Origin of the sequence: Helicobacter sp. 12S02232-10, from assembly GCF_002272895.1 — a bacterium.
In the GTDB taxonomy this organism is placed as follows: domain Bacteria; phylum Campylobacterota; class Campylobacteria; order Campylobacterales; family Helicobacteraceae; genus Helicobacter_J.
Window position 1 is genome coordinate 90,771 of sequence record NZ_MLAQ01000007.1, and the last position, 12,978, is coordinate 103,748.

The 12,978-nt window shown below is 34.8% G+C and carries 15 protein-coding genes; 13 read left to right on the forward strand and 2 right to left on the reverse strand.

Translation table 11 applies throughout. The annotated features are described in order from the left end of the window. Nucleotides 1–228: 228 nt before the first annotated feature. A complete protein-coding gene (locus BKH41_RS06820; protein WP_095298310.1) occupies nt 229–1,203 on the forward strand; it encodes a phospholipase A in 975 nt (324 codons plus the stop codon). Between the two features lie 10 nt (nt 1,204–1,213). On the opposite strand, the gene BKH41_RS06825 is transcribed toward BKH41_RS06820, so the two are convergent. Then, complete coding sequence (locus BKH41_RS06825; RefSeq protein ID WP_095298312.1) at nt 1,214–2,146, reverse strand: D-2-hydroxyacid dehydrogenase; 933 nt, start codon at nt 2,144–2,146, stop codon at nt 1,214–1,216. A gap of 70 nt (nt 2,147–2,216) precedes the next feature. Here BKH41_RS06825 and argB point away from each other — a divergent pair, with 70 nt between their 5' ends. The 11 genes from argB (at nt 2,217) to purB (ending at nt 11,429) form a co-directional block, all read left to right on the forward strand. After that, nucleotides 2,217–3,059 carry an acetylglutamate kinase gene (gene argB, locus BKH41_RS06830; RefSeq protein WP_095298314.1) on the forward strand — a complete coding sequence of 281 codons (843 nt, stop codon included), beginning with the start codon at nt 2,217–2,219 and terminating at the stop codon, nt 3,057–3,059. Next, nucleotides 3,040–3,531 carry a hypothetical protein gene (locus BKH41_RS06835; protein WP_095298316.1) on the forward strand — a complete coding sequence of 164 codons (492 nt, stop codon included), beginning with the start codon at nt 3,040–3,042 and terminating at the stop codon, nt 3,529–3,531. Before argB ends, BKH41_RS06835 begins: the two co-directional genes overlap by 20 nt. Nucleotides 3,532–3,613: 82 nt before the next feature. Continuing rightward, on the forward strand, nt 3,614–4,039 hold the full coding sequence (rplM, locus tag BKH41_RS06840; protein WP_095298318.1) for a 50S ribosomal protein L13: 426 nt from the start codon (nt 3,614–3,616) through the stop codon (nt 4,037–4,039). Nucleotides 4,040–4,051: 12 nt separating this feature from the next. Next, a complete protein-coding gene (gene rpsI, locus BKH41_RS06845) occupies nt 4,052–4,441 on the forward strand; it encodes a 30S ribosomal protein S9 (RefSeq protein ID WP_095298320.1) in 390 nt (129 codons plus the stop codon). Nucleotides 4,442–4,608: 167 nt separating this feature from the next. Continuing rightward, the gene (locus tag BKH41_RS06850) at nt 4,609–5,994 is read left to right on the forward strand and encodes an MATE family efflux transporter (RefSeq protein WP_095298322.1); all 1,386 of its coding nucleotides are present in this window, start codon (nt 4,609–4,611) and stop codon (nt 5,992–5,994) included. Further along, nucleotides 5,976–6,626, forward strand: a complete 651-nt coding sequence (locus tag BKH41_RS06855; RefSeq protein WP_095298324.1) for an HAD family hydrolase — start codon at nt 5,976–5,978, stop codon at nt 6,624–6,626. The genes BKH41_RS06850 and BKH41_RS06855 overlap by 19 nt, the downstream gene beginning before the upstream one ends. Before the next feature lie 222 nt (nt 6,627–6,848). Then, a complete protein-coding gene (locus BKH41_RS06860) occupies nt 6,849–7,409 on the forward strand; it encodes a pyruvate flavodoxin oxidoreductase subunit gamma (RefSeq protein WP_095298326.1) in 561 nt (186 codons plus the stop codon). 10 nt (nt 7,410–7,419) lie between these two features. Beyond that, nucleotides 7,420–7,812: a 4Fe-4S dicluster-binding protein gene (locus tag BKH41_RS06865; protein WP_095298328.1), complete on the forward strand. Its 393-nt coding sequence runs from the start codon at nt 7,420–7,422 to the stop codon at nt 7,810–7,812. An 11-nt stretch (nt 7,813–7,823) separates the two neighbouring features. After that, nucleotides 7,824–9,047 (forward strand): 2-oxoacid:ferredoxin oxidoreductase subunit alpha, encoded by a 1,224-nt coding sequence (locus tag BKH41_RS06870; protein ID WP_095298330.1) that lies wholly within the window; start codon nt 7,824–7,826, stop codon nt 9,045–9,047. Nucleotides 9,048–9,057: 10 nt separating this feature from the next. Beyond that, on the forward strand, nt 9,058–10,002 hold the full coding sequence (locus BKH41_RS06875) for a thiamine pyrophosphate-dependent enzyme (protein ID WP_095298332.1): 945 nt from the start codon (nt 9,058–9,060) through the stop codon (nt 10,000–10,002). A 92-nt stretch (nt 10,003–10,094) separates the two neighbouring features. Then, nucleotides 10,095–11,429: an adenylosuccinate lyase gene (purB, locus tag BKH41_RS06880; RefSeq protein WP_095298334.1), complete on the forward strand. Its 1,335-nt coding sequence runs from the start codon at nt 10,095–10,097 to the stop codon at nt 11,427–11,429. Here purB and BKH41_RS06885 read toward each other — a convergent pair whose 3' ends face one another. Then, nucleotides 11,430–12,317: a hypothetical protein gene (locus tag BKH41_RS06885; protein ID WP_095298336.1), complete on the reverse strand. Its 888-nt coding sequence runs from the start codon at nt 12,315–12,317 to the stop codon at nt 11,430–11,432. Between the two features lie 157 nt (nt 12,318–12,474). Here BKH41_RS06885 and BKH41_RS09810 point away from each other — a divergent pair, with 157 nt between their 5' ends. Further along, nucleotides 12,475–12,615, forward strand: a complete 141-nt coding sequence (locus BKH41_RS09810) for a hypothetical protein (RefSeq protein WP_180762763.1) — start codon at nt 12,475–12,477, stop codon at nt 12,613–12,615. Nucleotides 12,616–12,978: the final 363 nt, after the last annotated feature.

The window sequence follows — 12,978 nt, forward strand, 5'->3', positions numbered from 1 at the left end:
TTACATTTTTAAAAATGTTCAGATTTATTTCAATTTTTGTATTGCTTTTGTACGCAGGTTTATTTTTGCTCTTTTTTGATAAAGTTTTATGTATTATTTTAGTTTTAAATATGAAAATATCTCAAATCAAAGATTTTGATTCCAAAAGTCTTGCATTTATTTGCAAAAAAAACTATTTGCTGGGATTTTTAGAAATAATTTTAAAGCAACCAATCAAGAAGGAAAGCTTTGTTTTTTCGTTTTATTCTTAAAAAGAGTTTGGTGATTTTATGTTTTTTATGCATCTTATCGAGCGGACTGCATTCTCTAAAAAAATATCCGAATGATACACAATCTTTAGGAAATCTCAAGCAAATCAAAAAAGACAAAGAACAAGAAAACGAGCAAACAGACAATATAAAAAATCCAAAACCTTTTAAAAAATCTTCATTCCAAGATCTTACGCAAGATTATTTATCCCTTATGGATCTGAACGGATTTTATATTCTGCCTTATTATCATAGTTTTAGTGGCGTTTATGGAATCAATCAACCCAATGAAATCAAAATTCAAATAAGTTTTAAGATACCTGTATTTGAAAGGGTATTTTGGACAAAAGGGAGTATTTATTTTGCATATACTCAGACAATGTGGTTTCAAATGTATAACATCAGGTATTCCAATCCGGTTAGGGATACGAATTATCAGCCTGAGTTTTTTTATTCTTATCCGCTTGAATGGAATTTATGGGGAGGTAAAATCACTCAGGTTTGGGCGGGCGTGCAGCATTTATCAAATGGTATTGGCGGAGAAGATTGTTATCGTGAAAGTTTGAAAATCCCTTCAGGTCCCAAATGCCGCTCTCGCACTGCGGGCAATCGATTTCTTGCCCATATTTTTTGGAAAAAAAGCGGTTTTGTAGCTGATTTGAGTGTTTGGCCTTATGTTCCAAAACGTAAAGATAATCCGGATTTGTATCAATATATGGGCTATGGAAATTTAAAACTTTCTTATCGATCTAAAAGGCATTTAGGTGAGGTCGAAATTTATTCGATTTTTACAAACTATGCTCATTATCGTGGGGCGATACGTTTGGGCTATACCTTTAAAGTCAGTAAATTTTTAGGTATTTATGCACAATATTTTTACGGGTATGGGGATAGTTTGTATGAATATAATATCCGATCCAATCGTTTTGGGATCGGAGTGAGAATGTTGCCTTAAGATTAAAACTTTATTTTTGCAAGATAAAGCTTTTGATGTTCTCAATGATCATCTCAAGTAGTTTCTTTCGAGCATTTTCATAAGCCCAAGCAATATGGGGAGTCAAGATGATTTTGTCTTGAATGTTAGGGTTTAAAAAAGGGTGGTTGGCTTTCATTGGTTCGATTTCAAGGACATCAGCGCCAAAAAAAATGTTTTTTGATTCTAGAATTTTAGCCACATCTTCTTCATTGACAATACCACCGCGTCCGACGTTGATTAAAATGGCATTTTCTTTTAATAAAGCCAATTCTTTTTGAGTAATGAGATTTTTTGTTGTTTCGTTTAAAGGCGCGTGGATAGAGATAATATCACTTTCTCTTAAGAGTGTTTCAAGAGGTTTTTGAGGATAGGTATTATCAGAATTTTTTCCACTAGTAGATGTATAACTGATTTGAGATCCAAAGGCTTCAGCCAAGCTTGCGACTTTTTTACCGATGGTGCCAAACCCAATAATCCCCCATTTTTTTCCATCAAGCTCATAAAGTCCGCCATTGATATGCACAAAAATGTCGCTTTTACACCATTCTCCGCTTTTGCAGTAATGGTCATAATAGTTTATTTTTGACAACAGATTCAAGGCCATTGTCAGTGTGTGTTGGGCGACACTGTTTGTAGAGTATCCGGCAACATTTTTTACGACGATTCCTAGATTGTGGGCTGCTTCCAAATCAATGATATTGGTTCCTGTGGCAGTGACACAGATTAGTTTGAGTTTGGGCAATTGGCTTAAGATAGGAGCATCAAGGACAACCTTATTGGTTAAGACAATATCAGCATCCTGACATCTTTGAAGGGTTTGATCGGGTGAAGTTGTTTGATAGATGATAAAATCCCCGAATTCTTTGATGGGACTTAAATCTGACTTTCCAAGTGTTTTTGCGTCTAGGATTACGATTTTCATTTATTTCGTCCTTAAATCTTAAGAAGTTTTCTATATAATAGCATACTTTAGTTTTATAAAAAGGGGTTTTGTGGAAACAAGGATAAAGATTGCTGACATCTTGCTTGATTCATTGCCTTTTATTAAAATCTTCAGGGGCAAGATGATTGTGATCAAATACGGTGGGTCTGCACAGGCTAATCCTAGACTTAAGGAGCAGTTTGCCAAAGATGTCGTAATGATGTATATGCTTGGGATCAAGCCCATTATTGTTCATGGTGGGGGTAAAGATATTTCTGAGATGCTTGATATCTTGAATATAAAAAGTGAATTTATAGATGGGCATCGCATCACCACTCAAGAGAGTATGCCGATTGTTGAAATGGTTTTAAGCGGGAGTATCAATAAGGAGCTTACTGCATTTTTGAATCATCACGGAATAAAAGCTGTGGGTATTAGCGGTAAAGATGGCGGGATATTTGAAGCAATATCAAAAGAAGAATTTAGCTACACAGGTAAAATCACTCGTGTTGATATTTCATTATTGACAGCGTTGCTTCAAAATGGTTTTGTGCCAGTAATTGCTCCGGTTGCAGGAAGCTCGGAAGTCAATCATCCAGGTTATAATATCAATGCAGATATGGTTGCGTGTGAAATTGCTAAGTCTTTAAATGCATTTAAAGTCATTTTTCTGACCGACACAAAGGGTGTTCTTGATGCGCAAGGAAATTTATTTTCTGCTTTGAATGAAGAAAAAATTCTTGAACTGAAAAAACTTGGAGTTATTACAGGGGGAATGCTTCCAAAAATTGAAGCTTGTCTTGAATGCATTAAAAGTGGCGTGCAAAAAGTTCATATCATTGATGGAAGAATTGAACATTCTTTGTTGTTAGAACTTTTTACAAGCAAAGGAATTGGGACTGAAATATTTTAAACAAATGAATGATATACAAAAAGCTAAATTTACCTATTTGCAAAAATTTTTGATCAAATGGCAGACTCGTTCTTTGGGTTCAAAAATTGATATTTTGATGTTAATTTTGCCTGTGCTAGTCTATGTTGGCAGACCTCATTTGGATGAACAATTAAAACAGGCCAAGATGATTATTGACAAGACGATTAAGCCTGCAAATTTAGCCTTAAAGGTTTTTGATCGTGTGATGATTTGTGTCTCAGAATATATCAAAGATGAAAAACTTTATATGCAAGATAGAGAGAGAGCTTTTAATGCAGTCGTGCAGGATATTCAATTTTATTCAATTGTGCTTGATATGCTAAAGAATGATGGGTATGAAACCCAAAGGGACATTATCCGTTCAGTTGTTCAGAAAGCTTATGACGAAGAATATCTTATCAGCAAAGAAAACAAACGTATTTTGGAATACCAAGAGCAGGCTTTTAAATAAAAATAATCTTAATTTAAGTATATTATAAGTTTTTATTTATCATAATACGTAGCCAAAAATCAATATTAAAGGTGTTAAAAATATGAATATAACAAAGACTGCTAAAGTCAGCGAAATAAGACGTGATTGGGTAGTTTTAGATGCCAAGGATAAGATCTTTGGTCGTTTGATTACAGAAGTAGCGACGATTTTGAGAGGAAAGCATAAGCCTTGCTATACTCCAAATGTGGATTGTGGAGATTTTGTTGTGATTGTTAATGCGACAGAAGTAAAATTTTCAGGAATGAAGCTTGAAGATAAGGAATATTTTACGCATTCAGGTTATTTTGGTAGCACAAAAAGTAAAACCCTTAAAGAAATGTTGGAAAAATCTCCTGAAAAACTTTTTCATCTTGCTGTAAGAGGAATGCTTCCAAAAACAAAATTGGGCAGAGCAATGATTAAAAAGCTTAAGGTCTATAAAAGTAGCGAACATCCGCATACAGCTCAAATCACAAAAAGCAAATAAAAGGAATTTCAGATGGCAAAAATTTATGCAACGGGAAAAAGAAAAACTGCAGTGGCAAAGGTTTGGCTTACTAGCGGAAGCGGAAAAATAATTATCAATGGCGAGAGTTTGGGTGAATGGCTTGGAGGTCATGAAGCAATTAAAATGAAAGTGATGCAACCTCTTGTACTTACTAGACAGGATAAATCCGTAGATATTTGTGCAGTTACTTTAGGAGGGGGTTATTCTGCTCAGGCAGAAGCATTAAGGCATGGGATATCTAAAGCATTGAATGCTTATGATGTATCTTTCCGCACTATTTTAAAGCCAAAAGGATTGCTCACTAGAGATTCTAGGGTGGTTGAAAGAAAAAAATATGGCAAGAGAAAGGCAAGACGAAGTCCTCAATTCTCAAAAAGATAATTTCTTGCTACGCAAAGATTTTTATAATCTTTGCATTTTGTCCTTAACTTTAATTCTTGGAACTTTAATCGGTTTGAGCATTCTACTTTAATGATCTTTTCAGTTTATTCTTAAAAATCTTGAATAAATCATAATTTGAGAAACAATGGTAATTTCTAGGTGACTTTATGTTTAATATTGATTTGAGAAACGATTCGATAAAAAAATTATTTTTTTATTATTTTATTCCTTCATTATGCGCGATGATAGCACTTTCGACTTATTCCACGGTAGATGGGATTTTCGTCGGCAAAAAACTAGGCGAAGATGCACTTGCTGCCATTAGTATCTGTTGGCCGGTTTTTCCAGTACTGATAGCATATGAATTGCTTTTTAGTTTGGGGGCTGCATCAATTATTTCATATTTTTTAGGGAGAAATGAAGTTCATCGAGCTAGATTGATTTTTAGTTCTGTTTTTTATTTTGTTGTTATCAGTACATTGATAGTAGGGGGAATTTTATATATATTTATTGATGAAATAGCCCTAATTCTTGGAAGTAGCGATGTTCTTAAACCTCTTGTAATTGAATATTTGGAGATAATTTTTATCGGATCTGTTTTTATGGTGCTTCACCCTTTGAGCGATGTATTTGCCATCAATGACAAGCAACCTATTTTAGCAATGGTTGCAATGATTGTAGGTTCGTTGGCAAATATTATTTTGAATTATTTGTTTTTATTTATTTTTGAAACTGGGATTTATGGAAGCGCTTTAGCCACGATTATGGGTCACGGAATAGGTTTTTTAGTATTATTGCAACATTTTTTGTTTAAAAGGGGAAAACTATATTTTGTGAGGCGTTTTAGCTTATCAGCAGTTATTTCTTCGGCAAAAAGTGGAATTCCTCAATCGGTTTCAGAATTGAGTGCAGCTATTGTGATGTTGATGTTTAATACAACAATTATGGGAATTGCTGGCGAAAGAGGCGTGTCTATTTATGGAATTATTATGTATAGCGGGATTATTTTTTTTACGGTTTTACTTGCGATTGCTCAAGGTATTCAGCCTATTGCAAGTTTTAGTTATGGGGCTGGTAGCTTAAAGCGTGTTAAAAATATTTTTCTTTTTGGTATTGGCGTTTCAATCGGAGTGGGAATTTTTATTTATTTGATTTTTTATGCTTTTGATGAGCATTTGGTGAGATTATTTTTAAAAGATGATGTTGCCAATAGAGACCCCTATCTTTTAAGTGATACGGTTAAAGCGATGAATGTTTATTATTTGGGATATATTTTGTTGGGGATTAATGTTGTGTGTGCGATATTTTTTCAGTCTGTTCAAAGAACTGGAAGTTCTTTTATTATTACAATTTCTTATACTTTAGTGTTTTTGGTGGTTTTATTGCCTGTTTTGAGCAGACGATATCAAATGGAAGGAGTATGGGTAACTTATCCAATTTCGCAATTTTTGGCATTTTTGGTTGTTGGTATTGTGATTTTGTATGAAAAAAAATCAGGTATTTTTTCACAAAATTTTATGAGAGAGGGCTTACTGTGGCGAAAGAAAAAATAATTTTGTTTGATTTGGATGGAACACTTATCGACTCTGCAGAAGCTATTTATGAGAGTTTTTGTGCAGCTTGTGCTCAAAATGGACTTAAAATTCCAAGTTTCCAAGATGTAAAGGAATCTATAGGCCATACACTGGAGAATATGTTTTTAAATTTTGGAGTGAGTGAGAAGGATATCTCTTCTTGTATTGATGCGTATAGGAATCACTACAGAAATATTTATCTACAAAAGACAAAAATGTTACCTAATGCAACAGATTCTATTTTACTTGCAAGTAAAATTGGAAAACTAGGAGTTGTCACTACCAAGACAGCAAAGTTTTCTAAGCAAATTTTGCATTATTTCGGTATTTTAGAATATTTTCAAACGGTTGTCGGGATTGAGGATGTAAAATTTCCCAAACCCCACAAAGAACCTGTATTAAAGGCTATGCATCAAATTGATTTTAAGGGTTTGTTATCTAATGCTTTTATGATAGGCGATACAATATTAGATATTCAGTCAGCTATTAATGCTGGGATTAATCCTATAGGCGTTAAGACTGGATATGGAGAATTGGAAGATATGCGTCTTATTTGTAAGAATATTTTTAATGATTCCTTAGAAGCAGTAGAATTCATTAAAACCCTTTAAATGTTACGATTATTCTCAAATTAAATGATTATTTAAACTTTAATTTTTTAAATATTTTGTTTGTTGGGTTAAGTTAAGTAGAATTCTAAAACAAAAAGTTTAGAATTGTATCGTTTATTGCGGTGTATTATTTTTTTTGAAATATCTCGCATTGTTATTTTATTTGAATGATTCGTATTTTTAATTTTGGACAAACTAAACAATCATTATAAAGGAGAATATATGCTGCAAATCAGATGGCATTCACGAGCCGGTCAAGGAGCGATAACGGGCGCAAAAGGTTTAGCAGATGTTGTTGCTGGAACAGGCAAAGAAGTTCAAGCTTTTGCGTTATATGGTTCTGCAAAGCGAGGGGCGGCAATGACGGCTTATAATCGCATAGATTCTGAACCTATTTTAAATCATGAAAAATTTATGAGTCCTGATTACATCTTAGTTATTGATCCAGGACTTACTTTTATTACAGATATTTGTGCTGATGAGAAGCCGACTACTTCATATATCATTACAACACATTTAAGCAAAGAGGAACTTTTAAGCAAAAAGCCCGATCTACACGGGAAGAAAGTCCATACTCTTGATTGTATTAAAATATCGATCGAGACTTTGGGCAAGCCGATTCCTAATGCTCCTATGTTGGGAGCTTTTATGAAAGTTTCAGGAATGCTTGAGATTGATTTTTTCAAAGATGCGTTTAAAAAAGTATTAGGAAAAAAATTGCCTCAAAAGCTGATTGATGCGAATATGCTTGCTATCCAGCGTGCATATGATGAAGTTGAATAAGGAGTTGCTGATGAAAGGTTGGAATGATTTTGAGATCGGAGCGATTTTATTTCCGTTTGCAAATAATGGAGAGGAAGCATTAGAATCCCATAATAACGAACGCGACTATACCCCTGAAAGCTCTTTTAAGGCTAGTGTTGCACATTGGAGAGTGGAAAAGCCTGTGCATAATAGTGAAATTTGTATCAATTGCTTCAATTGTTGGGTCTATTGTCCAGATGCGGCCATACTTGCTAGAGATGAAAAGCTTAGAGGAGTTGATTATGTCCATTGTAAAGGATGTGGGATATGCGTGGATGTTTGTCCTACAAACCCAAAATCTCTATTAATGTTTAGTGATCACGAAGACAATCAAAATGCTTTGAAAAATTGGCCTCAAAAAGAAGAAAAAAAGAAAAACTAAAGGAGATGATGATGGCAAGTGCTGTTGAATTGCAAGAAATTGAGGTATGGGATGGAAATATGGCTGCCTCTCATGCCCTTAGGCAAGCCCAAATTGATGTCGTAGCAGCCTATCCGATTACTCCTTCCACGCCGATTGTTCAAAATTATGGCAGTTTTGTGAGCAACGGTTATGTGGATGGAGAGTTTGTGATGGTTGAATCCGAACACGCTGCAATGAGTGCGTGTGTAGGAGCTGCAGCAGCAGGTGGAAGAGTAGCTACAGCCACGAGTTCTCAGGGTTTTGCATTGATGGTAGAGGTTTTGTATCAAGCTTCTGGAATGAGGCTTCCTATTGTTCTTAATTTGGTTAATAGAGCGCTTGCCTCTCCATTGAATATCCACGGGGATCATTCGGATATGTATTTAGGAAGGGATGCAGGTTGGATAAATCTTTGCACTTGTAATCCTCAAGAGGCTTATGATTTTAATTTGATGGCTTTTAGGATTGCTGAAGATATGGAAGTACGGATTCCGACCATTGTGAATCAGGATGGTTTTTTGAGTTCCCATACTGCTCAAAATGTTCGTCCTTTGAGTGATGAAGTAGCTTATAAATTTATCGGAGATTACCAAAGTAAAAATTCTCTTCTTGATTTTAATAAGCCTGCAACTTATGGAGCACAAGCCGAGGAAGATTGGCATTTTGAGCATAAAGCACAACTTCATAGTGCTTTAATGCATTCAAGTCGTGTGATAGAAAAAGTTTTTGGTGAATTTGCCAAACTCACGGGGAGAAAATATAATTTGATTGAGACCTATGATATTGAAGATGCTGAAGTTGCTGTATTTGCTTTGGGTACAACGGTTGAATCTGCACGTGTTGCAGCTAAAAATGCCAGAAAGCGCGGGATTAAGGCAGGAGTTGCAACAATTCGTTCCTTTAGACCTTTTCCCTATGCAGAGCTTGGCAATGCTCTTAAGAATCTTAAAGCTATTGCAATTATGGATAAAAGTCTGCCTGCCGGTGCTATGGGAGCTTTGTTTAATGAAGTCGGCACTTCTCTTTATCAAGTCAAAGATTCAAAACATCCGATTCTGTCCAATTATATTTATGGTTTGGGAGAGAGGGATTTAACTCAGGTTGATTTGGAAAACATTTTTAAAGAGCTTCAAGAAAATGCACAAGCAGGAAAATTGACTCATCCAACCCAGCAATTTATAGGACTCAGAGGTCCTAAATTAAGCTTTTGCTAAGGAGAAGATAATGGTAAAAGAAATTAAGAATCTGAAACAATTTAGCAAATCGGCAGAAAAATTTGAAGGCGCTCATCTCTTGTGTCCTGGATGTGCACATGGAATGATTGTTCGGGAGGTTTTAAACGCAGTTGATGGTCCTGTAGTGCTTGGAAACTCAACAGGTTGCCTTGAAGTTTCAACAGCTGTTTATCCTTATACTTCGTGGGATGTTCCTTGGATTCATATCGGTTTTGAAAATGGATCAACAGCGGTTGCAGGTGCGGAGGCAATGTATAAGGCTTTGGCAAAAAAAGGTAAATACAATGGACAAAAGCCAAAATTTGTAGCATTTGGAGGGGATGGAGCCACTTATGATATAGGATTTCAATGGATTAGCGGGTGTTTTGAGAGAGGTCATGATATGACTTATATTTGCTTGGATAATGAGGTTTATGCCAATACAGGAGGGCAACGAAGCGGATCGACACCGATTGGGGCAAGCACTTCAACCACTCCTGCAGGTAAAGTCAGCTATGGTAAAAAAGAGCGAAAAAAAGATATTTTATTTGTAATGGCAGCTCACGGATCCCCTTATGTCGCTCAAGTTGCTCCAAATAAGTGGAAAGATATGAATAAAAAAATCAAGCAGGCTATTGACACGCAAGGTCCTACTTTTATCAATGCAATGAGTGCTTGCACAACCGAGTGGAGATTTGATTCTAATCAAACCGTAGAAGTTAGCGATTTGGCTGTAGATAGCTTGGTTTTCCCGTTATTTGAGATTATTAATGGAACGGAAGTAAAAATCACCTATCGACCCAAAAATATTGTTCCTGTTAGGGATTATCTAGGAGCACAAGGAAGATTCAAGCATCTTTTTAAACCTGAAAATGAGCATATTATTGAACAATTTCAAAAAGACGTTGATGCTAGATGGGAATATTTGCAACGTCGAGAAGAAGCCAAAGTGTGACTTTGGTTTTTTATAAGTATTTTAAAAACATTCTTTTTATTCTATTTTTTAACTCCATCATTTATAATGCAATAAACTTTTAAGGAATCATTATGGTCGAACGTTACGCAAGAGAACAGATGAAAAAATTGTGGGATATGCAGGCAAAATATTCTGCGTGGCTTGAGGTTGAAAAAGCTGTTGTAAAAGGTTGGAATAAGTTAGGTTTGATTAATGATGAGGATTGTGAGAAAATCTGTCAAAATGCTGCTTTTGACATTCAAAGAATCAATGAAATTGAAGCAGTTACTAAACATGATTTGATTGCTTTTACCACCTCAGTGAGCGAAAGTTTGGGCGAAGAGTCCAGATTTGTGCATTATGGAATCACATCAAGCGATTGCATTGATACAGCAGTGGCGTTGCAAATGCGTGATAGCTTAAAAATAATCATTAAAGATGTGCAAGCACTCCAAGAAGCAATCAAAAAAAGAGCTTTTGAACATAAAGATACCCTGATGGTGGGACGAAGCCACGGAATTCACGGAGAACCTATTACATTTGGATTAGTACTTGCACTTTGGTATGATGAAATCAGCAGGCATTTAGAGGCATTGCACCATACATTAAAAATTATTTCAGTAGGGGCAATTAGCGGAGCAATGGGGAATATGGCACACACTCCTATGGAACTAGAAGAATTGGTTTGCAAAGAGTTGGGGCTTATGCCTGCCCCAATTAGCAATCAGATTATCCAACGCGACAGATACGCGAGATTAATAAGTGATCTTGCACTTTTGGCAAGCAGTTGCGAAAAGATAGCTGTAGCCATCAGGCATTTTCAACGCACAGAAGTCTATGAGGCAGAGGAATATTTTTCACCTGGGCAAAAAGGGAGTTCTGCAATGCCTCATAAACGCAATCCTGTGTTGAGTGAAAACATTACAGGGCTTTGTCGTGTGATTAGAAGTTTTGCAATGCCTGCTATGGAAAATGTTGCACTTTGGCACGAGCGTGATATTTCTCATAGTTCTGTGGAAAGATTTATTTTGCCCGATGCCTTTATCACAACTGATTTTATGCTTGATCGCTTAAGGGGATTGATTGAAAATCTTGTTATTTATCCTGAAAATATGCTTAAAAATCTCAATCTTACAGGTGGGTTAGTTTTTTCTCAAAGAATATTGCTAGAACTTCCAAAAAAAGGGCTTAGTCGAGAGAAAAGCTATCAAATTATCCAAAGAAATGCGATGAAGGTTTGGGAAGATCTCCGAGAGGGTAAAAGTGCTTTGAATGCAAAAGGAGAGAGTTTGTATTTGGAATATCTTCTTCTTGATGAAGAATTGCATCAATTTATGGATGAAAAAATGATTCGAGAATGCTTTGATTACAGCTATTACACTAAAAATGTCGATAAGATTTTTAAAAGAGTTTTTAAAGATTGTTGATCAAAAAATATACGAATAGGTGAAGTTTACGCCCAAATTTACCAAATCCATATTTTTGATTTTTATTGTTGCATTTTCATATTTTAATTGATTGTGTGTTGGTTCGGAAAAAACTGAATAGGTTTTTAAATATTTGGCTTTATTTTCAGTAGTAAAACAAAGGCTATCGAGCAAAACTCGAGCTGACATTTCAAAAAGATGGTGTTTTTTATACATCGTTCCAGCTCCTACATTAAAAACTAAACCTTTAGTAATTTGCCTATATTTATTTGGAATTTTATATAAATTAACGCTCTCAAAAGCAGAAAAAGCATTCGGGACTTTTTCACCAAAGGTAAGATTTCCATTAAAATTGTAATCTGTGATTTGAACCCCACCTCCAAAAAAGACATAAGTTGTATTGTTAGTGTCTTTAAAGTTTCCAAACAATAAATCAGCAATCCCGCCGTAATAAGTCATATCTATATAGCCATTTTGAGTATATTTATCCTCATTTTCAAGATAGTTATCTTTATCAAAAAGTGTGGGTTTAAAGCCGATTGTTTTATAAAATCCATAATTTTTTCCACCATAGCCATAAATACGGATACCGAATGTTTTAAAAGTTTTGATAAAACCGATTCGGGCTTCAAAACCAATACTCCAAGAATCTGCAGCGTCTCTAACCTTCTTATCGTCGTTTCCAATATCATAAATATATATGTTTTGATCAGTTTGAAAGCGAAGCGAAGTAGTATTGCCCGCCAATGAGAGACCTACAAATAAGCCACCTTTGATATTATCGCCTTCGAAAGGTTTTTCTTGTTTGATTGGCAGATCATCTTGTGCACCTTGCAAAATAGAATGAATTAAAAAGAGTATTATCGGAAAAATAGTATATTTTTTCATATTTAACTACCTTGCAAGATAAAAGAAATATAATTATTTTAATGATTAAATTATACTATTTTTCTTCTAAAAATCCAGAAAAAATTCAAATCAGTCAATTTTTAAAATGCATATGTGTTATTTTTTTCTTCACTTTGAAAAAGTATCTTGAAATTATGTGCAGGGCAGAGTTTTTGAATACAAAATTAGAGATGAAGAAGATAATGAAATTGAGTCTTTATGCGATTTTTATGGAGCTTGGGCTTTAGAGAGCCACTTAAAAAAAGAATACCAACTTGATGTTTTTATTTATGAGTAAGGAGGGGAATATGCAAAAATGCCCCAGAAAAAAGAAGATTTAAAATCTATCTTAGGTAAGGAAGTGGTATAGAAAACATATAATTTTTGGTTTTTTAATGTTTTAGTCAGCCATAGTTGTCGTTTTCTTTCTCCTTTTTGCTTTTAAAGCCTTGACGGGGGGGGGGGGGGCATAATAGTATAATTGGTAATTTTTAAAATAAGTGAAATTGACCTTAGGGTTTCGGTAGGGTGTTTGTATAAAAAAAGTGATTTAACTTCAAGTGCAATAGACATTTTTTTAATTTGAAAAAGTTCAAAAGGCAGTGGTTATATATAACAAATCACAAAACTTTGAAAAGACAACAAACCTTTAGTAATAAAA